Source organism: Bordetella genomosp. 4, assembly GCF_002261185.1.
Classification (GTDB): domain Bacteria; phylum Pseudomonadota; class Gammaproteobacteria; order Burkholderiales; family Burkholderiaceae_B; genus Bordetella_A.
Genome location: NZ_NEVQ01000013.1, coordinates 502,638 through 527,667 on the forward strand (window position 1 = coordinate 502,638; position 25,030 = coordinate 527,667).

A 25,030-nucleotide genomic window follows, 5' to 3' on the forward strand; every position below is an offset into this window, starting at 1 on the left:
TGCCAGCATGCTGCGTCGGTGACCTCGTGCCAAGGGCGCATTGCGACCGATTCGCTCATGTCTCATCCTCAAGCCATCGAACATGGCACACGTGCGCCGCAATTCCATGCGCGGCGCAATACTGCAGCCAGCGAATCTGGTTATCCTGCAGTTTGTCGCCCGGCCCCTTGATTTCGATCAGCTCATAACGCTTTTCGCCTGGCACAAACCGGATCAGATCGGGCAAGCCCGTGCGGTTTTGCGCGATGTCTTGCAGCATTCGCGTGAAAAACAATTTCAGATGATGCGCGGGCAGGCACTCCAACGCCAGACGCAGCAGTGGCTCGGATAACGCCCCCCAGAACACAAAAGGCGATTGCAGGCCGGCTTTTTCAGTGTAGCGGCGCCATATCGTGTCGCGGTAAACGCCCGATTCCAGCTGCGACAGAGCTGAGTCAAACAGATCTGCACGGCGTGAAACAAAGTCCGGCGCAGACAAATCCGCAGGGCCGCGCTGAAAGGGATGAAAGAAGGCACCCGGCAATGGCGCGAAAACGGCCGGCCAGCACAGCAAGCCAAATAACGCGTTGATCAAGGTGTTTTCGACGTAGTACACCGGCGCAGCGTCACAGTGCAGATGATCGCGCGCGACAATCTCGACAGACTGCTGCTCAACGGGGCGCCGCAGTGTCAGATCGACCCGGACAGGGGCGGCAATGGGTGCTCGAGCCGGCGCAGGCGCCCCGGCGTTGCGCCGCAGGCGCGGCAGCATTCTCGCCAGCGCCTGGCTCTCCGCCTCGCTTTCCGGGGCTTGCCGAGCATGCAGAGCCAGCCCTAACGCATCACCATGGCGTCCCATGCGCTCGAGCATCCGAATACGGCGATGACGAGCCCCCGGATAAGCACACTGCTCATACACGCGATAGGCCCTGTCCCAATGCCGCGCGCGCTCACAGGCGTGACCGATGCGCAAGAGCACCTTGGCGCGGCGTTGCTCCAGCCAGGCGTTTGTGCTGACACAGGACTGCACGACGTCCAACAGATCATCGATCTCGGGGTCCGTCTCCAGCGCCTCGCGGCATGCGTGCAGCGTCAGATACCTGTCGATATCGGCGCGTGCCTGGAATGCACGCGACGCGTGGTCGAACGCGACGGATTCGTAGCGGAACACCCCCAGATCGGCCAACACGAACTCTGACCAGTCCTGCCGCAGATTACCGAAAAACATCAGGCGCAGCCGGTCGCAATGTTCTCCCAGCATGAAGCGCCAGACCAGTTCCGGCGACGTAGGGCACCATTGTTCGTAGGATTGGACCTCATCATGCTGCTCGCGCAATACGGCCAGCCATTCCGGCTTACGCAGCCCCGCCCTGACAGACGCCGGGAACAAGCCACGCAACTCTGGCAAGGTGCAGATATCGAACAACTCATCCAACGCCATCGGTGCCCTGGCATCAAGCCAGCCCAGCGACACCAACGGCGCAGCGGCTGCAAGCAGATCGGGAATTTCTTCATACGCCAGGCGGCTGGCTCGAAACCACGGGCCCCGTCTCATTGCCATGCGCACGAACAGCGCGCGCGACATCTGCGGCAAGCGGTCGAATTCGTCAAAAAAGACGCGCTCGCCCTCATCGAGCAAATCGGCGTAACGATCGGCCACGACCTGCAGCGCACGCTGGAAGTTATGCAGATAGTAGTAACGGTGCGATGGAAGCATCTGGCAAAACTGGATATTTATCCAGTAATCATATCAAATCCCGGCGAGGCAGCATCTCGCTCGAGGGAAGTTGCCGACCCGGGTATGCGACTTGCAGCGCCACGTGACCAAACCTAGGGGATGCCATGATTTCAGAACGATTGAAGCGGATACGCCATCTGGCTGAGTTTGTCGCTGAACGCAGCGGCGATTATCTCGAATTAGCCGGCATTGAACTGTCGCTATACCGCTCGGCCTTGGTCACCACATTGATCAGCAGCGTGGCGCTGCTGTTCTGCGGACTCGGTACACTAGCCTTTATATCGGTAGCAGCCATCGTGAGTTTCTGGGACACGGATAGTCGGCTGCTCGTGGCGTGGCTGGTGGCTGGCGCGTGGCTGCTGATCACCCTCATCGCCCTGACCATTGCCGCCCGCAACGCGCCAAAGAACTCGCTTTTTTCCGAACTCAGCCACCAAGTACGCCTGGATGCCGCCGCCGCCCGGAGTCATTATGCCCAAGACGACCACACAAGCTGAAAAAGACGCCCTGCTGGCGAAGATGGAGCGCGATAGAGCGGAGCTGGCTGACGCCTTTGCGCGCGCCGCCACTCACACGAAAACATCCAGCGGATGGGCATCCACCACGGCGCTGGCGGCCGGCGCCGTCATCGGGTGGCCCCGATTTTTAAAGAAACCGATGCGAGCGATGGCGGCCGTGGCGCTGCGCGACCGCTTCAGCAACGTCCTTAAGCGCCGCCACCAAAGACGCGCCGACTCGCCGGCAGCCAACGCGGAAGTCGACCGCCTGGCCCAACTGACAACAGATCTGCGCCAAGCGATAGAACGCGTAGCGCCTGCGGAAGAGGTCGAGCACATACGGCGGGAACTTGACGATCAAGTGCGCCGCATCCGTGAACTCAAGGCGCTCGAAACAACCCCCGGGCAAACCCTCCCCCGCTAAAGGACAGACCGACCGATTTTCGGTATAGACTTGCGACCTGATTTCTCGGCCTCCTCGCAGCTATCCGCTGTGAGGCGGCCATATTTAATTCCGACTACGAGTCGGATCTCAGGGAGCGAGACAATGAAGAAAGCCGCTATGGCGCTGATGGCGCTGGGTGGGTTGGCCGCGGGCACCGCCGCCGCCGAATCGAGTGTGACCCTGTACGGGATTGCGGATGTCAGCATCCGGTACCTGAATCGCAGCAACCAAGTCGACAGCAGCCACATCGGATTGGCCAACGGCGCCATTTCCAACAGCCGTTGGGGACTGCGCGGGGTCGAAGACCTCGGCGACGGGAATAAAGCATTCTTCCGGTTGGAGAATGGCTTCAACGTCCAGAACGGAAATGGCACCGATCCAGACAAGACATTCAGCCGCCTGGCCTACGTCGGTCTGGATGGCGGCTCGCTCGGTGTCCTGACGCTGGGCTTGCAGAACACGCCCATGTTCAACCTGCTGGCCGATCATTTCGATCCCCTGACCGTCGGCAACTACGATCAAAACGCCTGGCTGCCCGCCGCCATGTCGCGTGTGCGCACGAGCAATATGTTCACCTATGCCAACACGCTAGGCGACCTGGCGCTGGTGCTGTCCTATGCCAACGGCGAGGACTACGACGACCACAAAGTCGGCTCCCAGTACGGCGCATCGCTGCGCTATACCTTTGGCCAATTCGCAGTGGGCGGCGCCTACCAGCAGACCTATTCCGAAACCAGTTCGGACTATCGCCAACGCGTCTGGAACTTGAACGCGTCATACCAATTCGAATCCGCCAAAGTCTTTGCCGGCTACTTCAACGGCCGCGACGAAACCGGATTCGTCAATGCCGTCATGGGCGGCAACCCCGTCGTAGGCCTGGACCGCAAGGACAACGGCTATTTCGCCGGCGTCACCTGGCAGGCCACCCCGAGTTGGGCCCTGACCGGCGCGGCCTACTATGACCGCAGCGAAAACGTCGTCGTCTCAGGTGACAAAGGCAAGCGCTACGCCCTGGTCGGCGTCGCCGAATATGCCCTGTCCAAACGCTCGCAAGTCTACGTGACCGTCGACTACAACAAGGTCAAAGACGCCGCCAGCGACGAAATCGCAGGCAGCGGCAGCCAACTAGGCGCCGCAGTAGGATTCCGCCACATCTTCTAAGCAATGCAGATTCCTACTACCTGACTAGGCCAGCCCCTGCTGCAAGTCCGGGCCGTCTTCCTGACCAGGCCCGCCCCTGCCGCAAATCCGGGCCGTCTTTCCTGACTAGGCCATCCCCTGCCGCGAGTCCGGGCCGTGTACGTGGGGGCTGCACCGGCCTTTTGAGCGACGGGCAGTCCGCGAAGCGGACCTCGGCGCCTGGTCTTGCGCCGAGCCGTTGCGATTAGGCCGGTGCGGCCCCCACGCACACGGCCCGGACGCCTAAACAGAGACCCCCTCAGCCAGCCCAAACACCCATACCTTCGTGAGCTACCCATGTCTCGTATTTTCGTATACGATTCTACAAAACTGAGAGAGAAGACATGGACTGGACCACCCCCAACCTCACTCCCGAAGCCTTCACCCACCTGAAAAACACCTCACTAGGCAAACTAGTGAGAGACCACCTGCTGACCCAAATCATGGCCGGCGCCCTGCAACCCGGCCAACCGTTACGCGAGCCCGATCTCGTAGAGCAACTGCAAGTCTCCCGCGTCCCCGTGCGCGAAGCCCTGCGCGAGCTGGAAAGCATGGGACTGGTCGTCTCGCGCAAACATTCCGGCGTCTACATCCGCGAACTCACTACCCAGGAAGTCCACGACCTGTACCAATTCCGCGCCCTGATGGACAGCCATGCAGGTCGCATCGTCACGCAATTACCCCAAGCCCAACAGACCGAACTGATCGACAAACTCCTGGCCTGCACCACCGCCATGGACGACGCCATCGAGACCGGCAACACGCAGGTCTACTACAACGCCAACCTGCAATTCCATTGGCTATTCATCGAGTACGCAGGCAATCAGGAAATCGCCAAAAGCTACCGCGAAGTCATTCAGAAACTGCACCTGGCTCGCGTAAAGAATCTTTCCTCGAAAGAGCACCGCGTGCAATCAAACGCGGAACACAAACAGATCGTCCGCGCCTTGATCGATTCCCACGCCTCGATCGGCGGCGCCGCGCGCTGTGCCGAACTGCTGTCCCATCACGTCATCAATGCTCACGAACGCCTGTCTGATATGTAGCGACTGACCTTACCCCCCCAAAAAAACCAGAGGAGACAAACAGCATGGACCGTCGATCGTTCCTGTGCGGCTTGAGTGCTGCCAGCGTTGCGGGCTTTCCCCTTGCATCTCGGGCTGCCACCGGTTTTCCGCAACGACCTATCACCTTTATCGTGCCAGTCGCAGCCGGCGGCGGCAGTGATTACATTGCGCGCGCGGTCACCAGCGAATGGGGCAAATCGCTGGGCAACAATGCTTCGTTTGTCGTCGAAAACGTCAGCGGTGGCGGCGGCGTCATCGCCTGTCAACGCGCAGCGAGATCAGACCCGGATGGCTATACGCTGATGCAAGGCTATGTCGCCACCCTGGGCACCAGTCCTGCCACGCGCACCGTCCCCTACGATCCCATCAAAGACTTCACCGCAGTAGGCATGATAGGTGGAACACCCAATGTGCTGATCGTCGATGCCAAGCTGCCGATCCGCACATTGAAAGAGTTCGCGCAATACGCAAAGGCGCATCCCAATGCCAATTATGGGTCCGCTGGGGCAGGTTCGTTGACGCACCTGCTGATGGAGCTGCTCAAACAACGCCTCGACCTTCCGATCCAGCATATTGCCTACAAGGGCATCGCGCCAGCGTTTCAGGACATCATAGGCGGGCGCACGCAAGCCATGTTCCCCGGCCTGGCGGCAGCCGTCCCACATCTCACCGCAAAAACCGTCAGGCCACTGGCCGTTACCGGCCAGGCACGCAGCCCGCGTTTTCCCGATGTGCCGACGTTTACCGAACTGGGACTGGACGGTTTTGACGACATCCTGCAGTGGTACGGCGTCTCGGGCCCTGCCGGCATGGACAGCGCCATCGTCAACACACTCAACGACAGCCTGAACAAGACACTGAAATCCTCAGAGGTCGACAAACGCCTGGAAATCGAGGCCGTGGTTCCCATGCCTATGACGCCCAAGGAATTTGCCGCCTACGTACACAAAGACCTGGAGCGATGGAAACGCGTCGCCGAAGAACAAAACATCCGGCTCGACGGATGAGTCCGCAGCCACATTCCCTATTCCCTTGACCGCAACGAAACACGAGACCTATGGCCATCAACACGAAAGTCGAAGCCGATCACAACGCGCCTCCTGTCACCCGCATCCTGGCCGAGTTTGTCGCCACGCATCCTTCGCGCGGCTGGAATGACGAGATCGAACACGAGGCCCATCGCACCATCATGAACTGGCTGGGCTGCGCCATCGGCGCTGCCCAACACGAGGCCGCGGACGCAGCGCTGAGCGCCGTCCAATTCCTGCAACCTGCGGCACAGGCCGCGATCTTTGGCCGCCCGGAACGGGTGGACATCAGCAACGCGGCGCTGATCAATGGCATCACCTCGCATACCTTCGACTTTGACGACACGCACCTCAAGACCATCATCCACCCAGCGGGCCCGGTGTGCTCGGCGGTATTTGCCCTGGCGGAACATACGGGTGCGAGCGGCCGCCAGATCATCGACGCCGTCGTACTCGGCATCGACGTGTCGTGCCGCATCGGCAACATGATCTATCCGCAACATTACGATCGTGGCTGGCACATCACCGGCTCGACCGGGACACTCGGCGCCGCCGCAGCATGCGCGCGTCTGCTGGGACTCGACGTGGAGCAGACTACCATGGCGCTCGGCATTGCGGCCTCTCAGCCGGTGGGCCTGCGCGACCAGTTCGGCACCATGACCAAGCCTTTTCATCCCGGTGGCGCCGCCAAGGCCGGACTGATGTCAGCCCTGCTGGCACGCGAAGGCTTTACCGCCAGTCCCCGCGCCATCGAAGCGCCGCGTGGATTCGCCCAGGTCACCTCGACGAAATACGACTGGAACGAGATCACCGGCGAACTCGGCCAACGATTCGAAATTGCCTACAACGCGTACAAGCCTTTCGCCTGCGGCATCGTCATTCATCCGAGCATTGACGCCAGCGTGCAGCTGCGCGACCAAGGCGTCACGCCCGATAACCTGGAACAACTGAAACTGCGCGTGCATTCGCTGGTGCTGGAACTGACCGGTAAAAAAGAACCCGCCGATGGACTGCAGGGCAAGTTCAGCGTTTATCACGGCTGCGCGGTAGGACTGCTCTTTGGCCGCGCCAGCGAAAGCGAGTACGCCGACGATATCGTGACCCGGGAAGACGTCGTGGCCACGCGTAGAAAAGTCCAAGCCGTCGTCGATGACAGTATTGACGAGGCTGCGGTTCATGCCACCGCTATTCTCAAGGATGGCCGGCAGATCCAAGTCGTCGTTGAGCATGCAATCGGCTCACTGCAGCGGCCGATGACGGATCAGGACCTGGAGGCGAAATTCAGCAACATGAGCAATCCGTTGCTGGGCGAAAGCCGCACACGCGCCTTGCTGGATGCATGCTGGACATTAGCCTCGGCGCCCTCGCTCAAAGAGCTGGTAGCACTGACGCACTAGCGCGGATAGTTGCTGCGTCCCAGCGCCTTCGGTACTCGGTACCGAAGGCCTAAAGAAACACGACGTCCAACCACGGCGCAGCATTCACAGCACTGCCATCCGACTATTCAACAGATCGGTAATCAACATGTGCCCGGGCGCATGCGTAATACAGAACTCCGGCTGTACCGCGGCAACGACCGATTGAGGGGTAACGCCACAGGCCCAGAACACAGGCACTTCGCCCTGGCGGATCTCAACCGCGTCGCCATAATCCGGGCGGTTAATGTCCGCAATGCCAATTTCAGCAGGATCGCCGAAATGCACGGGCGCGCCATGTACAGAGGGGAATCGCGACGTCACCTGGATGGCACGGATCGCATCGGCGGCCTTGAGCGGGCGCATGGAGACGACCAGTTGTCCATGAAAAGGGCCCGCAGGCTGCGTCGGAATCGAGGTGCGATACATCGGCACGTTGCAACCCTGCTCGATGTGACGGACAGGCAGGCCGTTATCCAGCATGGCCTCTTCGAACGAGAACGAGCAGCCGATCAAAAAAGACACCAGATCATCGCGCCATATGTTCCGGACATCGATGGGTTCATCCACCAGTTGCCCATTGTGCCAGACGCGATAGCGCGGCACATCGGTGCGGATGTCGATGTCATGCCCCAGATCGGGCAAGGCCGGACTGCCGGGCTCAGACATTGCCAGCAAAGGGCACGGCTTGGGATTGCGTTGGCAGAACCGCAGAAAATCCGCCGCCAGATTCGATGGCAGAATTGCCAGGTTGGCTTGCACGTAACCCGGCGCGATGTTGGCGGTGGGACCAGTCAACAGTCCGTCTCGCGCGTCAAGACGCGCGCGGTAAGCAGGATGGGTATCAGCAGTGTTGGTCATGATTCTATGCGGCCCCCTGGGTTGCAAGGGGTCACCGCACCTCTAAAAAAAACGGCGGCATCGGGATCGGCGAATGCCGCTGTTGCGTTACGCGCGCAACAGGTCTTCAATCGCCATCCCTATCGACAGGACACGGGCATCCGCGCCATTGGACCCCGCGATCATTAGCCCCACGGGCGCCGTATTCGCTGCATGGCACGGCACGGAAACGGCACAGCCGTCGAGGAAATTGATCAACGTGGGATTGCGCAGAATCAAGCCGTTCGTGGCGTAGTAGACCTCGTCGCTGGCGGTGACCTCTGCAATGGTCGGCGCGGTAATGGGCACGGTCGGCATGATCAAGGCATCGTAGCCTGCAATGCGATGATCAACCGCGGCGACCCAGGCCTCGCGCGCGTCCAGAAGGTCCAGATAGTCGGCCGCGGACATGCTCTCGCCGCGACGAATGCGCGAAACCACGCGCGGATCGTAGCGATCGCCCGCCGTGGCGATTAGATTACGATGCCAAGCCCAGGCCTCGGCGGCGGTAAAACCGCCTTTGGCGTTGATGGCTGCCAACTGCGCAAATTCTGGAATCTCGATTTCATCAACCAGCGCGCCTGCAGCCGACAGCCGGCTGATGGCCGCAGAAAAAGCGGCAGAGACGCTGGCGTCCATGCCGTCCAAAGCCAACGTCGTTGGCACCGCCAGGCGCAGGCCGCGCACAGCGGCGGGCTGCCACGATGGGCTCACGCTGTCGATATCGTCCCCAGCGAGGATCGCATCCAGGGTCGCACAACACCGTACTGTGGGCGCCAATGGGCCGATGGAATCGAGATTGGCCGACAAAGGCAACACGCCAGCCATGGACACTCGCCACGCGCTGGGCTTAAAGCCAGCCAGACCACACAAGGCTGCAGGAATGCGTACCGAGCCGCCGGTATCGGAGCCGATCGCGCCCAGCGCCATCCCGTCGGCGACGGACACCCCCGCCCCCGAGGACGAACCGCCCGGAATACGGCCGCTGGCGCGGTCCCAGGGATTGAGCGGCGTACCATAATGAGGATTGATGCCCAGGCCCGAGTAGGCGAATTCGACCATGTTCGTACGGCCGATGATGACCGCGCCCGCTGCCAACAAGCGCTGCACAACAACAGCATGTTCCTCTGCAGCGGGCGCCCCCTGCAAAGCGACAGAGCCCGCCAGCGTGGTTTCACCGGCAACGTCAAACAGGTCTTTGATTGAAATCGGCAACCCATCGATCGGCGAACGCGACAGGCCCGCGGCACGCAGGGTGTCAGAGGCTTGTGCCGCTGCGCGGGCCTGCTCGGCATAAATGCGCGTGAATACTCTAGCGCCCTCGCCTGCCGGATCGGCAGCGCGCGCCAGTGCGGTTTCAGTCAACTCGACGGCGCTCAAACGGCCTTGTTGCAAGGCCGTGGCGGTGTCATGCAATGTGGGAAGCATAAAATCCTCGTAGCCGCCTGAGCGGCGCGTCTATGATGGTCTGGTGCCGGGTCACACTCAAGCGACTTCCGGCAATACCTCTACATCATACCGATGGCGCAACGACCGTTGGCGGCGCGGGTCGAACAGTTCCATGATGAAGGTCGTCGAGGCGCGTATGCCGCCGATCGCCCCCACGGTGCCGCAGGTCATGCCGGTACCGTCGGGCAACGTTGAGCCGCCCGTATAACCGGCGATCAGTTCCTGGGGCGTGCGCAGCGCATCCAGCGTACCCTCTTGATACAGGATCTCTGCGCCGTTTTCGATGATGCGGGAACGAATCACGAGCTCGTCCCAGTACTCGGCGACGTCAGAGAGACGCCATGCCGACGTTCCTACGGGTTTCGCGCAGACCTGCTTGGACAAGGCCACACTATGCGATTCGAGCTTGCGGTCGGTATGGTCCGAGGCAATACTGACGTAAAGCTCGCCACCCACGGCGAAAACAAACGTCTCGACTTCGCCCGACGAGGCGTCGCCGACCGCCTGAATGCGATCGGTCTGCGTCAATTGGTTATCCGCGATGCGGTAGTACAACGGCACACTGCTGGGACGCGGCACGCCGATCGCGGCGAGCTCTTCGATATGGTGCTCGATGGCGGCGCGATCACGCCCCGCCCAACCCGCTACGACCAGATTGCGAATGTCGACTTCGATGGCGCTGACGACATTGTCAACAGCGGATTCGACTTGGAATACAGCTTTCATTTGTTGCTCCGAGAGACCTCGGCATCCATGCCAGGAGGAAAAAGGATGCAGCCGCGAGGCTGCAAATAAGTTCAATACGTCGAGATGGCATCAACCGAATACACGCGGCAGCCACAGCGCGATGTCCGGGATAAAGGCCAACAGCGCCAACAGCACGAACATGGCCAGCACGAACGGCAACGCGCCGACGATGACTGCCGTCATGTTTCCGCTCTTGCGCAGGCTCTGCACCACGAACAGATTCAGGCCCACGGGTGGCGTAATCAGCGCGGCCTCGACCAGCACGATGATGACGATGCCCAACCAGATCGGGTCATAGCCCAAGGCGATCATGATGGGCGCCACGATGGGAATGGTGGTGATCATCATGGACAGCGTTTCCATGAAGCAGCCAAGAACCAGGTAGAACAGAATCACGATCAGCAGCATCCACCCAGGCGACAGGCCGAGCCCGGTGATGGATTGCGTCAACGCATCGGTGATCCCCGTGGCTGCCAGAATGAAGTTCAAGAAGCTGGCAGCAATCACGATCAACATGATCATCGCGGTGGAACGCATCGTGCCTTCGATGGCATCGCGCAACATGGTGAGTGTCAACCGGCCATAGCATGCGGCGAGAACCAATGCGCCGAGTACACCCAAGGCCGCTGCCTCGGTAGGCGTGGCCAGACCCGCGTAAATAGAGCCGACCACCAGCAGAAAAATCCCCAACGGCGGTGCCAGATGTGTCAGGCTGACAATGCGCTGGCCCCACGTCGCGTGGATCTTGTGCCCACCCCACGCCGGTTTGATTACGCAAGCGATCACGACAGTCAGCATGAACAATGCTGCCAAGCCCAGGCCCGGGATGATCCCCGCCAAGTACAGCTTGGGCACCGACGAGTTCGTCAACACGCCGTAGATGACCAGATTGATAGACGGCGGAATCAAGATCCCCAGCGTGCCGCCCGCAGCGAGACTGCCCAGGAACAGCGGCTCGTTATAGCCGTACTTCTTGATCTGCGGCAATGCGACCGTGCCAACCGTGGCAGCTGTAGCCACGCTGGACCCCGAGGTCGCGGAAAACAAGGTCGATGCACCGATATTGGCATGCATCAATCCCCCTGGCAGCCACGACAGCCACAGGCTCATCGCGCTATACATGCGTTCGGCAAATCCGGAACGCAACAGGATTTCGCCCAACATGATGAACAAGGGAATCGCGACGAGCAGGAATTCGTTATTCGTGCTCCATGAAACCTCGCCCATGGCGCGCGTGAGCGGCAGCATCGAATACAGCGGGTCCAGGATCAAGCCCAGCACGCCCAACGCCGCACCGACCGGAATCGAAATCCCGATGAGCACCAGCAGCAGTGTCAAAGCAGTCGTGATCATGCTGCATCCCCTTTCACCATACGCTCGCCGGCGGCGGCTTCTTCCTCTGCCTCTTCTTGCGTTGAGCGCACGCCGCAGATGGATTTAACCAACGCGAGATCACCCGTCACCAGCGCCAGCGAGGCACGTACCAGCATCAGGGCCACGGTGATGCACATCCATACCAGCCCGAGCCACCACAAGCCCTGAGGAATCCAAAGCGGGGTCGCCAACGGCGTGTTCGCAGCGGAACGGCTCGTCCATGAGGTCTGCACGATCTCGAGGGCGTAATACGTCAGATACGCCATGAAGACGCCCAGGGCGACCAAGGCAATCCAATCGAGCAAGGCCGATATGCGCACAGGCAAAAACTGATACAGCACATCTACACGCACATTGGCGCGTTGCAGGGTGGCAAACGCCAAGGCCCACGTCGTGCTGATGGCAAACGCGTAGCTGGACAACTCGTCGGCGCCGCCCGTGGTAAAGCCAAAGAGTTTGCGCGCCACGACGTCGAACGAAATCAATAGCACGCTGGCCAGAATGAGCGCGCCCCCAGCCCAGACGGCCGCTCGCGAAAAGGACTCTGCGCAACGCAATAGCCTGCCCAGAGCACGAAAATGTTCGGATGAGGTCATAAATATCTACCTTCGTTGCCGCGCATCAGCACGAACGTCGCCTCACGTGCGATGCACGGCGTGTATTGCGATGATGGCGTACCTGTTGTGCGCGATCATCTGAACGATGTGTCACCATCGTTTGACGGCATGACTACCCGCAGCGCCAGGCGCTTTCAGGTAGTCATGTATCAGCCATTACTTCTTGGCCACGACGCCCAACTCTTTGCCTATGGTCGCGTTGAAATCCTCGACGCATTGCGCCGAGCAGCGTGCCGCCCATTTCGGCAACACGGCTTCGGCCAGGACTTTCTTCAGCAATTCGCGGTCAGCGTCGGTAGGCTGGACCAGCACCATCTTGCCCTTGACGGGATACGGGCATGCGGCTGCGCCCGTATTGCAGTCATAGCCTTCTTGCGTCTGACGGGCGGCCGCGTCCCAGATGTCGTCCACCAATTTGTCGATGTTGGTCTGCAGGAACGTCTGCACCTTGGGATCGAGCTTGTCCCAGGCTTTTTGGTTTACCGCATGAATCTGTTGATTCCAGTTGATAGGCAAGGCATACAGATGCGTGGACACCTCGTACCATTTCGCAGAATAGCCGGACAGCGAGCCGGTGATCGCGCAATCCACCACCTTGTTTTGCAGCGCAGGAACGACCTCGCCAAACGCCATGGTGACGCTGGAGCCACCCAGCGCCTGTACGAATTCGGCCGTCGTGCGGCTGCTGGTGCGAACCTTTTTGCCTTTGATGTCAGCCAGGCTCTTAATGTCGGCATTGCAGAACAGTACTTGACCAGGATAGGTCGAGATGCCCAGCAGCTTGACGTTGGCGCCCTCGCCATAGACCTTGGCGTAGACCGGCTCGAAGGCATTCGTCACCGCGCGCGCGGTTTTGACATCGGGGGCCAGGCCAGCCAGGTCGATCGCCTCGTTGATCGGATTGTCGGTGGCAAAGTAAGACAGCGTGGCAGTGCCGAACTCGATCACGCCCTGCGACATCAGGCGCAACAACTCGGGGCCTTTCAAGCCCATTTCGTTAAAGCCTTTGATATCTGCCGTCACCTGGCCTTTGGAAAGCTCGGGAACGGTCTTGGTCCAGAATGGTTTTTCGTAGTCGTTGTAGGCAGTCAGGTTGCTCAGGCCACCGACGACTTTCAAATGCGTCTTGGGCAGATCCTGAGCATGTGCGGCAGTGGCCAACAACGCTGCGGCGATGGCAGCTGAGATCAACGGCTTCTTCATGGAGGCTCTCCTTGCAGGCGGGATTCGATACGCGCCAGGCCCCGTTACCCGATGACGCGCTGCGATCAGCAAAACGACCGCCGCAGACTGTCTGCAGCCGGCCTTGCTCTCGCACGCATTCCACCGGCTGGACGTAACCCTGTCCAATCGTAAGTTGCGATGCTGAGATATAAATATTTTTTATGTCTATATCCCGGGCAGAAGGCCGGCTGCCGCAAAGCCAACAACGGCGCGGGTTTGCCGCCAGCTAGCCCCAAAACGCATCAGCATGTTGGATGCGGATGAACACCCGATCATGCGCAAGGATCAGGGAAAGTCCTAGCCCGTTTGGAACGGCGATTCAACTCCAACTGCGGTGTCCAACGCTCCGGCAGGTACGTCGGCCCGAGCGATTGCACGGCGAGGAAAATTACGAGCCCACCATCCCGCTCTGCGGCAAGGGCTGCAATTTGCCTTCGGCCGCTTGCTGCGCCAGCAATGCTATCGTGCGGGCCACATGGCTATCCGGTCCTTGTACCCAGGTCGCGGTGAAGGCCAGATCCGGCAAGGGATCGGCCTGAACATTCAGGATGCGTAACTCGCCATTGGCGAGCTCTTTATCCAGAAACACGGGCGCGATGACGCTGGTGCCGATGCAATCCAGCGTCATGCGCACCACCATCGACAGCGAGGCGCTGCCGTACATGCGCGGGGCCTGCACGCCGGCGCGCGTCAACATATCGCGCACCATTTGATATGGCCGGCTGCTCGAGGGATACGTAATCAGCGGCAGTTTGCCTATGCGCTCCAACGTCAGCGGCTCCGGGCCCAGCGCCAGGCGCGGGCTGGCCACCCATGCCAAGGGATACGCGCACAGCGGCAGATTCTCGAACCGCGGCTCGAGGATCGGTCCCATCAAGAAAGCCAGATCAATCTGGCGCGACGTCAGATGGCTGTGCAGGACCGATGTCGTATCGACCTCGATCTGCAGCACCAAGGCCGGATAGGCGGCGTGAACGTGCTCGATCAGCAGCGGCAACCAGGTCTGGACAATGGTCTCGGCTACACCCAGACGCAAAGGCCCCCGCATCACGTTCTGTTCGCGTGCCGCCCGCAACATATCGCTGCGCAACTGCAGCATCCGCTCGGCATGTGACAACAGCTCCTGCCCTTTGCCGGTCAGTGTCACGCCCCGGGCATCGCGTTCAAACAGCCGAACCCCCAGGTCGCCCTCCAACGAGGCGATCCGCTGAGAAATCGCCGGCTGCGTGGTGTTGAGTTTCTCCGCCGCCGCCCGAAAACTGCCCAGCGTGGATACCCAAAAGAAAGTTTCGATGTTGCGTAGATCGATCATGGTCCGCTCATCATAGCCGCCGCATCCCTTTCCGAGGGATAGGCGTATTATGTTGCGTTTTATCGAGCCGGCCTTGCGCCGGCTTGCGTTTGCCCTGCATTAAAACCAAGGAGACTCGCATGCACCGGGCCGCCGCCGGATCCAGACCGGCAGCTTCGCCATTGCCCTCTGCGCCGCGCGCACCGTCAGCGCGCCCGGTATTGGGCATTGTCCTGTTGATTTTGTCGGCCTGGACGCTCACCTGCCTGGATGCCAGCGGCAAATGGGTGATGGAGGCAGGCGTGCCCTTGTGGTTTCTATGCTGGGTACGCTATATGGTGCATCTGGTGCTGGTGCTGGGGCTGGTGTTGCCCAAACGAGGGATGGGCATTTTACGCAGCACACGCCCGCGCGAGCAGCTCATCCGCGGCGGCGCGATGCTGTGCGCGACCGCGTCTTTCTTTACCGCGCTGAGCTATATGCCGCAGGCCGAGGCCACGGCCATCAACTTTCTGGCGCCGCTGCTGGTCCTGGCCTTGGCGCCCTGGGTGCTGAAAGAACCTGCGCGCATGTCGCGTTGGGTGGCGGCCGTAGTGGCGTTCTGTGGTGTGCTGATCATCATCCGCCCCGGTGGCGGCCTGCATCCATTAGGCGTGCTCTTCGGCCTCTTGACCGCGTGCTGCTTTACCGCGCAATACATCGCCACGCGCCGCATTGCCGGTGACGATCCCTACACCTCGCTGATCTGGAGCGGCGCTGTAGGCTCGGTCTGCCTGACCCTGATGTTGCCCTTGATCCTGCCGGCTGCGCTTCCTGTATTGAGCAATCTGAGCCCCGGGAATTGGATGCTCCTGATTTCCACGGGGTTCTCGGGCGCGTTGGGCCATCTGCTGCAGATCGGCGCGTACCGCAATGCGGCGGCGTCAACGCTGGCGCCATTCGTCTACCTGCAGATCGTCAGCGCGACGACAGTGGGTTGGCTGGCCTGGGGACACTTTCCCGATGCGCTGACCTGGCTCGGAATTGCAATCATTTGCGCCAGCGGTATCGTGACGGGGCTGATTGAATGGCGCCGGGGTCAGACCACTGCACGGCAAGTACGGCAGGCTTGATAGCCCTCTGCACAGCCCATCAAGCGTCGACGACGCGCCCAGCCGAAAGCACCAGTTGCTGGCCACACCGCGAGGCCAGTTGCGGGTCATGGGTGACCAGGATCAACGTCGTCCCGTGCTCGCGATGCAAATCGAACATGAGGTCTATCACCGTCTCGCCGGTCGCGGCATCGAGACTGCCGGTGGGCTCGTCGGCAAATAACAGATCGGGTTGCACCACAAACGCGCGCGCCAGTGATACGCGCTGCTGCTCACCGCCGGACAATGTACGGGGATAGTGATGCAGGCGCTCGCCCAGGCCGACGCGTTGCAACATGCTCTGTGCAGCCTCTCGCGCCGGCTGGCCGGCGAGTTCTAGTGGCAACATGACATTTTCCAGCGCCGTCAGATTAGGCAGCAACTGGAAAGACTGGAACACGAACCCCACGTGCCGGGCGCGCAATTGCGCACGGCCGTCCTCGTCCAGAGAAAACAGGTCTTGCCCTGCCAGCCGGACCGTGCCCGAAGAGGGAACATCCAACCCCGCCATCAGTCCCAATAAGGTAGATTTACCGGAGCCGGAACTGCCAGTGATCGCCAAAGCGCTGCCGGCAGCCACCGTAAAATCGATATTTTGCAGGATCGACAAGGTACCGCCGGCATCGGAAACCTGTTTGCCCAGCCCTGAGACTTCAATCGAGACCTTACTATCCATGCGTATGCTTTTCCGTTGTTTTGCCATAGGCGCGTTGGCCATTTCCGCGACAGCCTTCGCTCAGACTCCCAATCCCTCCGCGGGTTCCGCAGAGCACACCTTACTCGTCGTCGGTGACAGCTTGTCGGCCGAATATGGCCTGACGCGCGGATCCGGTTGGGTGGACCTGCTGGCCAAGCGAATGTCAGAACAATACCCTAACTATCAGGTCGCGAACGCCAGCATCAGCGGCGACACGACCAGCGGAGGCGTCGCCCGCCTGCCGGCACTGCTGCAGCGCCATCATCCAGATATTGTCGTGATCGAACTGGGCTCGAATGATGCGCTGCGCGGCCTGTCACTGCAGATGACCGAGCAGAACCTGCGCACGATGACGCAGAGCGCGCAAAAAGCCGGAGCTCAGGTGCTATTGGTAGGCATGCAGATCCCGCCGAACTATGGCCGGGATTACACCCAGCGCTTTGCCAATGTCTTTCCGACGGTCGCCAAATCCGAGCAAGCTCATCTGGCGCCCTTCCTGATGGAAGGCATCGCCACGGACCGCACGCAGTTTCAGGCCGATGGCATTCATCCCAACGAACAAGCGCAACCCGCCCTGCTTAAAAACGTATGGGCCGCATTGCGGCCCATACTGGAAACAACAAGCAAAACGGCTAAACAGCCCTAGCCTGCGGCCGACTCGGGGTCATCCGACCCCTTGATCGCATTTGCCGCCTCGGGCAGGATCTTGACCTGATACTGCTCGCGCAGCATTTTCATGATGGCAGCGGACTCGGCATCGCCCCAGGCGGCGCTGAGTTGCCGGCTAAAGAGCTCGGAGTCAGCGGCCTCGACTTTGCCGGGCTCGACCTTGTCCAGGCGCACCACCACATAATCATTGCCGTCGACAGCCCCTGCATAAGCAGGCACAGGCTGCGAAGGCAAACGCATTGCAGCCTGCAACACAGGTGCGGTCAACTGCTGCGGCTGCTCGCGCGTCACAGTGATGCTCGCGCCAAAGCCCTCGGGCAGGCTGGCCGCATCGGCCGACCAGGTTTTCAAGGCGTCCTCGCCTGCCTTGCGGGCAGCCTCGGCGGCGCGCTCGTTGGTCAGGCGCTCACGGATGGACTCCGTGACTTTGTCCAGCGGCGACACGTGTTGCGGCTGAACCTCTGCCACCCGCACGACGAGCAAGGTGTCAGACGAGAGCTCGATCACACCGGAATTCAACTTTTCACGCAGGGTGTCGTTCGAGAACAGGGATTCACGCACGCGCGGATTGTCCAGCAAGGCCGCATCGCTGCTGGCCGATGCCGGATTCGCACCGACAGTTTTATCCGCAGGCAGCAAACCCTGGCGAGTAATGCCGCTGACGCTGCGAATCTTCAAGCCCAGCGCATCGGCGGCAGGCTGCAGACTATCGCGCTGGTCATAGACGATCTCGGTCAGCTTGGTGGCCATCTCTGCAAATCGCGTCGCCGCGATCTGTTTGCGGATCTCGGCCACGATCTCGTCACGGACCTCGGCCAGGGGCTTGGCGCTCGCCGGCTGGATATCGGTCACCTGGATCACGTGAAAGCCCGACGGGCTCTCGACCACGCCAGAGACTTGGTCCTTGTTCAGGCTGAAAATGGTCTTGTTCAGGTCGCCGGTCAGCATGCCGGAGGCCATCCATCCCAGATCGCCGCCCTTTTGGGCCGAGCCTGCATCCTGGGAGTTGGCTTTGGCCAGATCAGCAAAGCCGGCGGGGTTTGCGGCCGCCTGCTGGGCCAACGACTCGGCCTTGGCACGAGCGGCCTGGCGATCCGCATCTGAGGCGCCGGCGGCCACCTGAATCATGATGTGGCTGGCGCGGCGGCGTTCTGGCTGGCCAAAACGGTTCTTGTTCTGTTCGTAATAGCCGGTGACGTCCTCGTCTTTGACCTGGATGTCTTGCGAGGCGGCCGCCTCGTCCAGCACCAGGTATTGTGCGGTGACTTGCTCGGGCACGGTCAGCTGCTGCTGATTGGCGTCGTACCAGGTCTTGATGTCCTCGGGGGACACGGAGACTTGCGTCCGGTAATCGGCGGCGGCAAAGCGGCGCAACTGCACGGTGCGTTCCTGAGTCAGTGCCGACTCCAGCGACGCCGTCACAGCCGCCGGCGCAGTAGCGGACTCTGCCACGGGCTGCAGCACGCGCCCGATCGCCAGATCGCTGCGCAAGCCGGCCTCGTACATCGTCGGCGTCATTCCCTGGCTGGCCAACACCTGGCGGTAGCGCTCAGGCGAGAAACGGCCATTATCCTGAACCTGGGGAATAGAAGCGATGGTATTGCGCAGTGTGCTATCCGAGACTGAAAAGCGGTTGTCCTGAGCGACCTGGGCCAAGAGGCGCTGGTCGATCAACTGGTTCAACAGCTGCTCACGCATGGCCGGCGTATCCACCAGGGCCGGGTCGTAACGGCTGCCCAGGCGTTGGCGGAAATTCTCGAGCTGATTGCGGTGCGCGTTGTCGAACTCGCCGCGCGTAATGGGTTGCCCGGCGACCGTGGCCAACTCTGGTTCACGGCTGATGAAGCTGTCATAGCCCTGGATACCGACCAGGAAAAACGACGGCACGATCAAAATCAGCAGAATGAACTGCATCCAGCGACGGTGATTGCGTATTAGTTCGAACATGGAATCCTTGTTTGCCCTACGCGGCGCCCGGCATAAACGGACCCCGCGCCGCAAAAAAACGCATCAAAACAGACCGCAACGCCAATCTCATGAATGGCATTATCCCGAAGACACATGTTTTGCCTCGAGATGGCCCGGCACAAATAAATACGCCACGCTTGCCACGGCGCGGCGGCGCTACCCCAAAGGGGTTCCCTGCAAGGGTCTCCTCAGAGGGAAGACTTTCCTATCAACGGCCGATGGCACCTTACCCCGTCCCGCCGGCAGGACACCCCGACGGGACGTTCATGCCTTGAGGCAGCTGGGGCAAAAAAGGGCGAACCGATTCGCCCTTGCCACTGCTATAACCGCACTAGGTTAGCCGCCGGAGTTTACCATTGTCAGCGGGATATCAGACAAGCGGTTTGGCAGCGTCCGTCAGAGGGGCGACTTCCACCGTCAAGTGACGGATTTCATCGATAGAAGCGAGCTTGGCGCGAATCTCGCCTGCAGTAATACCAGCCGCTGCCTTGACGCTGACGATGGCTGCCCTCGCCTGCGGGCCGATCTGCCAGACGTGCAGGTCAGTGATGGTCGTGCCGGTGCATGATTCAAGGGCATCCCGGATCTCCTCGGCGACGTGATCGTCCGTGGCATCCAGCAGGATGCTGCTGGTGTCACGCATCAGTGTCCAGGCCCAGCGCGCGATGACGGCAGCCCCGACGATGCCCATGACAGGATCGAGCCATACCCAGCCGAGATAGCGGCCTGCCAGCAAGGCCAGAATAGCCAATACCGAGGTCAAGGCATCGGCCATCACATGTAAATAGGCCGACCGCAAGTTGTTATCCTGGCCGTGGCCATGAGCATTGTGCTCGTGGTCTTTGTGCTCGTGGCGATGATGGCCGTGACTGGCATGTCCGTGGCTGTGCGCCTCATGGCTATCGTGGTCCCGATGACCGTGCGCGTGATGATGGTGCCCATGGTGATGCCCGTGCCCGCCCGAGAGCAGCATGGCGCTCACGATATTGACCAGCAACCCGATGACCGCAATAACGGTGGCCTCGCCGAACGCCACCGAGCTCGGATTGACCAACCGGAGCGCCGATTCCACCCCGATGAACAGCGCCACGATGCCGAGGATCAAGGCGGAGGCGAAACCAGCCAATTCGCCGACCTTGCCCGTCCCGAAGCTGAATGCACGATCATCTGCATGACGTTTAGCGTATCTGTATGCCGCAGCTGCGATGCCCAGCGCCCCAGCGTGGGTCGCCATATGAAAACCATCGGCCAGCAAGGCCATGGAGCCCGTGACATAGCCTGCGATGACCTCCCCCACCATCATGACGAACGTCAGGGCGACGACCCAGGTCGTGCGTTTTGCGTTGGCGTCGTGGTCGCGGCCGAGGAACGAATGTCCATGCTGGTCCGCTGACAGGTTGTCGATCGTATGCATTGTGTAACTCGATAGGGCCAGATTACAGAGACGGAAAGAATGCAGCGGCAAGGCTGCAGGATCAGCTGATACGTGTGTCTGATGTCATGGACGTTCAACAGTCCATTACTTGGAGTAACGCCGGATGGCTGTGACCAGTGCCTCGACCCCCTGCTGCCGTTCATCTTCGGTCAAATCCGGATGGGCGACGTGCTCGCGGGCGTGGGCTTCGAGCAATTCATCCAACAGGCCATTCAGCGCGCCTCGGGTCGCTGCGACCAGATGCAGGATCTTGTCGCAGTCGGCCTCGGTCTCCAGAGAACGCTGGACCGCCTGGACCTGCCCTGCAATCCGTTGTACGCGCTTGAGCAGTTCATCTTTGTGAGTCGATAAATGGGACATAGGATACCCTCCTAAGGTATAAGCAGCTTAACATGAACTCTGCTAAACTCCCGGTTCTCTCTGGGGAGTAGCTTCCTTTCAGGATTATCTGAAAGAGGCTTGCGTCAACACTCTTGGCCCAACCGTGGCCATGGCGCAAGCGGCCCTTGCGGCTTGGCGAGACCATAGATCCTTCACATCCTGCCGGGCGTGTGATTGGTCTATGTTGTCCATGCCCGGCTGATCAGGTCACGATGAACGCACTTTCCACGCTCGTGCTCGCTTTAGCGATGTCCACGGACGCTTTTGCCGCCGCTGTCAGCAAAGGCACTGCCCTGCACAAACCCCGCTTCCCAGAGGCCCTGCGCACAGGGGTCATCTTCGGTGTCATCGAAGCCCTCACGCCGCTCATAGGCTGGGCGCTAGGGTCCGTCGCCGCGAAATACGTCCAGGAATGGGATCATTGGATCGCGTTCGTCATGCTCTGTATTCTGGGGCTGATGATGATCCGCAATGCGTTCAAGCAAGAGGATGAGGAATCAGCCCCCGTAAGCCGTCATTCATTCTGGCTGCTGGCTGCCACTGGATTTGCCACCAGCATTGACGCCATGGCGGTCGGTGTCAGCCTCGCCTTCATCGACAACAACATCGTCGTCACCGCCATCGCCATCGGCCTGGCGACCACGTTGATGGTCACAATAGGCGTCATGGTGGGCCGCGCTCTGGGCAGTATTGCCGGTAAACGTGCCGAAATCCTGGGCGGAATCGCGTTGATCGGGATCGGCTCCACGATTCTTTACGAGCATCTCACGGCAGCAGGACTCTGAACGTTTCTCCAGGCTGCGTCCATGGCTGCATAGATCAAGCCGCATTCAGCCAACTCTGCCCCGAGGCCAGTGCGTCCGCCCTTTGCGAGATACGGCCGTGGATCGCCGCGATTTCGTGAGCCTGACGCAGCGCCTTGAACCCAGGGCGATCCGCCATACGGCGTTGCTTATCCTCGGGGCGCAGTGTGGTGACATCGACGTTCTGAAAGAAATCGCGATTGCCCCCGTCCGCCCACGACTCGGAATAGACGCCATGGGCCAGCACCACATCGAACTGGTCCAACTCTACGTGGTAGTACGACACGCTTGTCACCTGATCTTCTTGCGTGATCGTGATGCCGTTGATCAGATCATGGGCACGCACCAGTACGCCCTCGACGTACAGATGATGCCAAGGCGAGACGAGCAGATCCTGTGCCGGCTGGTTGTCGCTCAATGCATTCTTGCGAACACGTACAGGCGCACAGCGGGCTTTTTGTGCGGCGGTACGCAACTCAAACGCGCCATAGTTGCGCCACCCTATCCACTTGACCGTACGCCATCCCGTACTGCCACGGACCTGCCAGCCCGGCACGAGGTTTTCGATGGCTACTGGCCCCGAGGGGGTCTCAATCAACGTGCCACGCACAAAACATACTGGAAACACGTCTGCGGGATCAGTCGAAAAGGGAATCGTGTCGCCGACTTCGTAGGACTGGCTGAAGTCAGTGGTCAGATAGGATAGATAGGGCGCCTCGCCCATCTGCGCCATGATACCGTTACTCGTAACGCCGATAATCCTCACGTCCTCGAAGAGTTGAGTCTCTCCGTCGACTGTGGTTTCGACCGTCACAGTATCCCCGATCGCGAAACTGCCATCATCGGACCCTTCGGTGACACGGTAGCTCACATTCGATGTCACGGGTAACTTGTAAAGCACAACACCCGCGTTGTCTACGAGATAGCCATGACTATTAGCTGGGTACTCGAACGTAAATGATTGGCTCACTGCGATTCCTTTTAATTAACCGAGCGCCAGAAGCGTTCACTGCTCACGCAGCCAGACACACCATGACAACAAATGCTGTTTTATGTTTAAAAATATAGCATTTGATGGTCAAAATGTGATCAAAAAGAATGGAGAGCAACAATCAGAAACACCACGTCTGGATGGCCGACTCGATATCCGATCTTCGGGATCTGCCAGGCGGAGCTTGCATTTTTTGGGGCGCTACAGGCGCCCCGATGCAAAGGCTCAGCGCCGTGCAGATCAAGCAGCATTCAATAAGCGCTGCGCCGGGGCCAATGCGCCCGCCCGTTGCGCAAGACGGCCATGGATCGGCGCGATCTCTCGAGCCTGACGCAGCGCCTTGAAACCGGGACGGTCCGCCATGCGGCGTTGCTTGTCCTCAGGGCGCAATGCGGTGACATCGACGTTCTGAAAGAAATCGCGATTGCCGCCGTCAGCCCACGACTCGGAATAGACGCCATGGGCCAGCACCACGTCGAATTGATCCAACTCCACGTGGTAGTACGACACGCTTGTGACCTGCGTTTCCTGGGTGATCGTGATTCCATTGACCAGGTCATGGGCACGCACCAGCACGCCGTCGACGTACAGATGATGCCAAGGTGAGACGAGCAGATCCTGTGCCGGTTGATTATCAGCTATTGCATCCTTGCGAATACGTACCGGCGCGCAGCGCGCTTTTTGTTCGGGCGTACGCAGTCCAAACGCGCCATAGTGGCGCCAACCCACCCATTTGACCGTACGCCATCCCGTACTGCCGAGAACTTGGTTGCCTGGAACAAGCTCTTCGATAGCTACCGGCCCCGAGGAGGTCTCAATCAACGTGCCACGCACGAAACAGACCGGAAATGTATCCGTGGTGGAATACGGAAATGTGTCTCCCACCTCATAAGACTCGCTCAGGTCGGTCGTGAAATAGGTTGCGCTGAATCCCCCTTCGACATGGAGGAGGATCCCTGTACCCGTCACCCCGCCGATCGTCCCGGAACCGATATAAACGCCGTCTTCATAGAGATCAACAGCATCGCCCGTACTGAACGCGCCGTCGTCAGCGTCTTGCGTCACAGTATAGGTGCGAGTCTCTGTTATCGGGGATTTGATGACCACCTGATCGGTGTATTGGCTGAACTCGGTACCCGTGTAGACCGTATACCCAAAACTGCCGGCCGGAAGGGTGAATGTGAACGACTGGCTCATACGATTCCTCAAACCGCGCGGCAAAGACGGCAAGCGCCAGCGCAACCAGATATAAAAAGACAAAAATGCGGCCGAAGCCGCAAAGTATCACATTAATTGTCTAAATGTAATATCCATCAGGCACGACAGGCGATGACAATCCACGCCTCAGGATGGCGTCTTACCGAACAACAGGGGCGCCGAACGTTTCGACCTGCCCCGGCCTCAGCCGCGCCGCGCTGCTTCAATCGTCGCGATATCGATTTTTTGCATTGTCATCATGGCATCGAAGGCGCGCTTCGCAGCAGCAGGATCGGGATCGGTGATGGCTTCGAGCAGGACTCGGGGCGTGATTTGCCAGGACAATCCCCAACGATCCTTGCACCAACCGCAATCGCTCTCCTGGCCTCCATTGCCGACGACGGCATTCCACAGACGGTCGGTTTCCGCCTGGTCGTCAGTGGCGATCTGAAACGAGAACGCCTCGCTGTGCTTGAACACCGGGCCACCATTCAGGCCAACGCACGGAATGCCAGCGACGGTAAATTGCACCGTCAAGACATCACCCTGCTTGCCATCGGGATAGTCGCCCGGGGCTCGGAGAATATCCCCCACCGAGCTATTGGGAAAGGTTTCGGCGTAGAACGTCGCAGCGTCCAACGCGTCGCGGTCGAACCACAAACAGATCGTGTTTTTGCTGCTCATTGCGCGTCTCCTCAAAGAAATGCGGGGTCATCTGCCCCCTCAAAGTAACGCAAATCGTCTCCGGCGCGAATCCCGTATCGATCGTGTGACCCATAAAAAATCGGCGCCCGCAAATTGCCGGGCGCCGAATGTCACGGGCATGCAGA

24 protein-coding genes and 1 riboswitch are annotated in these 25,030 nt (G+C 60.2%); of the genes, 9 read left to right on the forward strand and 15 right to left on the reverse strand.

What is annotated here, in order from left to right:
- Nucleotides 1-55: 55 nt before the first annotated feature.
- Entirely contained in the window at nt 56-1,696 is a 1,641-nt protein-coding gene (locus tag CAL20_RS12610) for a VRR-NUC domain-containing protein (RefSeq protein ID WP_094838021.1), read from the reverse strand.
- 125 nt (nt 1,697-1,821) lie between these two features.
- Between CAL20_RS12610 and CAL20_RS12615 the strand changes: the two genes are divergently transcribed.
- The 6 genes from CAL20_RS12615 (at nt 1,822) to CAL20_RS12640 (ending at nt 7,330) form a co-directional block, all read left to right on the forward strand.
- On the forward strand, nt 1,822-2,214 hold the full coding sequence (locus CAL20_RS12615; protein WP_094821337.1) for a phage holin family protein: 393 nt from the start codon (nt 1,822-1,824) through the stop codon (nt 2,212-2,214).
- A complete protein-coding gene (locus CAL20_RS12620; RefSeq protein ID WP_094821338.1) occupies nt 2,189-2,638 on the forward strand; it encodes a hypothetical protein in 450 nt (149 codons plus the stop codon). The genes CAL20_RS12615 and CAL20_RS12620 overlap by 26 nt, the downstream gene beginning before the upstream one ends.
- A 123-nt stretch (nt 2,639-2,761) precedes the next feature.
- Nucleotides 2,762-3,820 (forward strand): porin, encoded by a 1,059-nt coding sequence (locus CAL20_RS12625; protein ID WP_094838022.1) that lies wholly within the window; start codon nt 2,762-2,764, stop codon nt 3,818-3,820.
- A gap of 362 nt (nt 3,821-4,182) precedes the next feature.
- On the forward strand, nt 4,183-4,884 hold the full coding sequence (locus CAL20_RS12630) for a GntR family transcriptional regulator (protein WP_094821340.1): 702 nt from the start codon (nt 4,183-4,185) through the stop codon (nt 4,882-4,884).
- A 44-nt stretch (nt 4,885-4,928) separates the two neighbouring features.
- Entirely contained in the window at nt 4,929-5,912 is a 984-nt protein-coding gene (locus CAL20_RS12635; protein WP_094821341.1) for a Bug family tripartite tricarboxylate transporter substrate binding protein, read from the forward strand.
- A 50-nt stretch (nt 5,913-5,962) separates the two neighbouring features.
- Entirely contained in the window at nt 5,963-7,330 is a 1,368-nt protein-coding gene (locus CAL20_RS12640; RefSeq protein ID WP_094838023.1) for an MmgE/PrpD family protein, read from the forward strand.
- An 84-nt stretch (nt 7,331-7,414) separates the two neighbouring features.
- On the opposite strand, the gene CAL20_RS12645 is transcribed toward CAL20_RS12640, so the two are convergent.
- The 7 genes from CAL20_RS12645 to CAL20_RS12675 form a co-directional block, all read right to left on the reverse strand.
- Nucleotides 7,415-8,209: a putative hydro-lyase gene (locus CAL20_RS12645; protein WP_094838024.1), complete on the reverse strand. Its 795-nt coding sequence runs from the start codon at nt 8,207-8,209 to the stop codon at nt 7,415-7,417.
- An 87-nt stretch (nt 8,210-8,296) separates the two neighbouring features.
- Nucleotides 8,297-9,655 (reverse strand): amidase, encoded by a 1,359-nt coding sequence (locus CAL20_RS12650; RefSeq protein WP_094838025.1) that lies wholly within the window; start codon nt 9,653-9,655, stop codon nt 8,297-8,299.
- Between the two features lie 57 nt (nt 9,656-9,712).
- The gene (locus CAL20_RS12655; protein WP_094838026.1) at nt 9,713-10,402 is read right to left on the reverse strand and encodes a DUF2848 domain-containing protein; all 690 of its coding nucleotides are present in this window, start codon (nt 10,400-10,402) and stop codon (nt 9,713-9,715) included.
- Nucleotides 10,403-10,492: 90 nt separating this feature from the next.
- On the reverse strand, nt 10,493-11,776 hold the full coding sequence (locus tag CAL20_RS12660; RefSeq protein WP_094838027.1) for a TRAP transporter large permease: 1,284 nt from the start codon (nt 11,774-11,776) through the stop codon (nt 10,493-10,495).
- Complete coding sequence (locus tag CAL20_RS12665; RefSeq protein ID WP_094821347.1) at nt 11,773-12,393, reverse strand: TRAP transporter small permease subunit; 621 nt, start codon at nt 12,391-12,393, stop codon at nt 11,773-11,775. Before CAL20_RS12665 ends, CAL20_RS12660 begins: the two co-directional genes overlap by 4 nt.
- Before the next feature lie 177 nt (nt 12,394-12,570).
- Nucleotides 12,571-13,617: a TRAP transporter substrate-binding protein gene (locus tag CAL20_RS12670; RefSeq protein WP_094821348.1), complete on the reverse strand. Its 1,047-nt coding sequence runs from the start codon at nt 13,615-13,617 to the stop codon at nt 12,571-12,573.
- Between the two features lie 409 nt (nt 13,618-14,026).
- Entirely contained in the window at nt 14,027-14,950 is a 924-nt protein-coding gene (locus CAL20_RS12675; RefSeq protein WP_094821349.1) for a LysR family transcriptional regulator, read from the reverse strand.
- Nucleotides 14,951-15,069: 119 nt separating this feature from the next.
- Here CAL20_RS12675 and CAL20_RS12680 point away from each other — a divergent pair, with 119 nt between their 5' ends.
- Nucleotides 15,070-16,041, forward strand: coding sequence for a DMT family transporter (locus CAL20_RS12680; RefSeq protein WP_094821350.1), 972 nt, complete (start codon nt 15,070-15,072; stop codon nt 16,039-16,041).
- A gap of 19 nt (nt 16,042-16,060) precedes the next feature.
- On the opposite strand, the gene CAL20_RS12685 is transcribed toward CAL20_RS12680, so the two are convergent.
- The gene (locus tag CAL20_RS12685) at nt 16,061-16,735 is read right to left on the reverse strand and encodes an ABC transporter ATP-binding protein (protein ID WP_176456505.1); all 675 of its coding nucleotides are present in this window, start codon (nt 16,733-16,735) and stop codon (nt 16,061-16,063) included.
- Here CAL20_RS12685 and CAL20_RS12690 point away from each other — a divergent pair.
- Complete coding sequence (locus tag CAL20_RS12690) at nt 16,734-17,402, forward strand: arylesterase (RefSeq protein WP_094838028.1); 669 nt, start codon at nt 16,734-16,736, stop codon at nt 17,400-17,402. The genes CAL20_RS12685 and CAL20_RS12690 overlap by 2 nt on opposite strands.
- Here the strand turns inward: CAL20_RS12690 and CAL20_RS12695 are convergent.
- The 3 genes from CAL20_RS12695 to CAL20_RS12705 form a co-directional block, all read right to left on the reverse strand.
- Nucleotides 17,399-19,372, reverse strand: coding sequence for a SurA N-terminal domain-containing protein (locus CAL20_RS12695; RefSeq protein WP_094821353.1), 1,974 nt, complete (start codon nt 19,370-19,372; stop codon nt 17,399-17,401). The two genes, CAL20_RS12690 and CAL20_RS12695, sit on opposite strands and share 4 nt — an antisense overlap.
- Nucleotides 19,373-19,763: 391 nt before the next feature.
- Nucleotides 19,764-20,807: a CDF family Co(II)/Ni(II) efflux transporter DmeF gene (gene dmeF / locus CAL20_RS12700; protein WP_094838029.1), complete on the reverse strand. Its 1,044-nt coding sequence runs from the start codon at nt 20,805-20,807 to the stop codon at nt 19,764-19,766.
- Nucleotides 20,808-20,912: 105 nt separating this feature from the next.
- Nucleotides 20,913-21,188, reverse strand: coding sequence for a metal/formaldehyde-sensitive transcriptional repressor (locus CAL20_RS12705; RefSeq protein ID WP_094821355.1), 276 nt, complete (start codon nt 21,186-21,188; stop codon nt 20,913-20,915).
- A gap of 50 nt (nt 21,189-21,238) precedes the next feature.
- A riboswitch (yybP-ykoY riboswitch) is annotated at nt 21,239-21,417 on the forward strand.
- Between the two features lie 4 nt (nt 21,418-21,421).
- Between CAL20_RS12705 and mntP the strand changes: the two genes are divergently transcribed.
- Entirely contained in the window at nt 21,422-21,994 is a 573-nt protein-coding gene (gene mntP, locus CAL20_RS12710) for a manganese efflux pump MntP (protein ID WP_094821356.1), read from the forward strand.
- A gap of 34 nt (nt 21,995-22,028) precedes the next feature.
- On the opposite strand, the gene CAL20_RS12715 is transcribed toward mntP, so the two are convergent.
- From CAL20_RS12715 to CAL20_RS12725, 3 genes are all read right to left on the reverse strand, one after another.
- Entirely contained in the window at nt 22,029-22,982 is a 954-nt protein-coding gene (locus tag CAL20_RS12715) for a Hint domain-containing protein (RefSeq protein ID WP_094821357.1), read from the reverse strand.
- Nucleotides 22,983-23,243: 261 nt separating this feature from the next.
- Nucleotides 23,244-24,200, reverse strand: coding sequence for a Hint domain-containing protein (locus tag CAL20_RS12720; protein WP_094821358.1), 957 nt, complete (start codon nt 24,198-24,200; stop codon nt 23,244-23,246).
- A gap of 204 nt (nt 24,201-24,404) precedes the next feature.
- On the reverse strand, nt 24,405-24,884 hold the full coding sequence (locus CAL20_RS12725; protein ID WP_094821359.1) for a VOC family protein: 480 nt from the start codon (nt 24,882-24,884) through the stop codon (nt 24,405-24,407).
- Nucleotides 24,885-25,030 lie beyond the last annotated feature (146 nt).

Coding starts and splice junctions, on each gene's coding strand:
- CAL20_RS12615 (WP_094821337.1), top strand. CDS start 1,822: ATGATTTCAGAACGATTGAAGCGGATACGCCATCTGGCTGAGTTTGTC.
- CAL20_RS12665 (WP_094821347.1), bottom strand. CDS start 12,393: ATGACCTCATCCGAACATTTTCGTGCTCTGGGCAGGCTATTGCGTTGC.
- CAL20_RS12635 (WP_094821341.1), top strand. CDS start 4,929: ATGGACCGTCGATCGTTCCTGTGCGGCTTGAGTGCTGCCAGCGTTGCG.
- CAL20_RS12660 (WP_094838027.1), bottom strand. CDS start 11,776: ATGATCACGACTGCTTTGACACTGCTGCTGGTGCTCATCGGGATTTCG.
- CAL20_RS12685 (WP_176456505.1), bottom strand. CDS start 16,735: ATGGATAGTAAGGTCTCGATTGAAGTCTCAGGGCTGGGCAAACAGGTT.
- CAL20_RS12670 (WP_094821348.1), bottom strand. CDS start 13,617: ATGAAGAAGCCGTTGATCTCAGCTGCCATCGCCGCAGCGTTGTTGGCC.
- CAL20_RS12680 (WP_094821350.1), top strand. CDS start 15,070: ATGCACCGGGCCGCCGCCGGATCCAGACCGGCAGCTTCGCCATTGCCC.
- CAL20_RS12625 (WP_094838022.1), top strand. CDS start 2,762: ATGAAGAAAGCCGCTATGGCGCTGATGGCGCTGGGTGGGTTGGCCGCG.
- CAL20_RS12725 (WP_094821359.1), bottom strand. CDS start 24,884: ATGAGCAGCAAAAACACGATCTGTTTGTGGTTCGACCGCGACGCGTTG.
- CAL20_RS12695 (WP_094821353.1), bottom strand. CDS start 19,372: ATGTTCGAACTAATACGCAATCACCGTCGCTGGATGCAGTTCATTCTG.
- CAL20_RS12675 (WP_094821349.1), bottom strand. CDS start 14,950: ATGATCGATCTACGCAACATCGAAACTTTCTTTTGGGTATCCACGCTG.
- CAL20_RS12610 (WP_094838021.1), bottom strand. CDS start 1,696: ATGCTTCCATCGCACCGTTACTACTATCTGCATAACTTCCAGCGTGCG.
- CAL20_RS12645 (WP_094838024.1), bottom strand. CDS start 8,209: ATGACCAACACTGCTGATACCCATCCTGCTTACCGCGCGCGTCTTGAC.
- CAL20_RS12620 (WP_094821338.1), top strand. CDS start 2,189: ATGCCCAAGACGACCACACAAGCTGAAAAAGACGCCCTGCTGGCGAAG.
- CAL20_RS12690 (WP_094838028.1), top strand. CDS start 16,734: ATGCGTATGCTTTTCCGTTGTTTTGCCATAGGCGCGTTGGCCATTTCC.
- CAL20_RS12640 (WP_094838023.1), top strand. CDS start 5,963: ATGGCCATCAACACGAAAGTCGAAGCCGATCACAACGCGCCTCCTGTC.
- CAL20_RS12630 (WP_094821340.1), top strand. CDS start 4,183: ATGGACTGGACCACCCCCAACCTCACTCCCGAAGCCTTCACCCACCTG.
- dmeF (WP_094838029.1), bottom strand. CDS start 20,807: ATGCATACGATCGACAACCTGTCAGCGGACCAGCATGGACATTCGTTC.
- CAL20_RS12720 (WP_094821358.1), bottom strand. CDS start 24,200: ATGAGCCAGTCGTTCACATTCACCCTTCCGGCCGGCAGTTTTGGGTAT.
- CAL20_RS12650 (WP_094838025.1), bottom strand. CDS start 9,655: ATGCTTCCCACATTGCATGACACCGCCACGGCCTTGCAACAAGGCCGT.
- mntP (WP_094821356.1), top strand. CDS start 21,422: ATGAACGCACTTTCCACGCTCGTGCTCGCTTTAGCGATGTCCACGGAC.
- CAL20_RS12705 (WP_094821355.1), bottom strand. CDS start 21,188: ATGTCCCATTTATCGACTCACAAAGATGAACTGCTCAAGCGCGTACAA.
- CAL20_RS12655 (WP_094838026.1), bottom strand. CDS start 10,402: ATGAAAGCTGTATTCCAAGTCGAATCCGCTGTTGACAATGTCGTCAGC.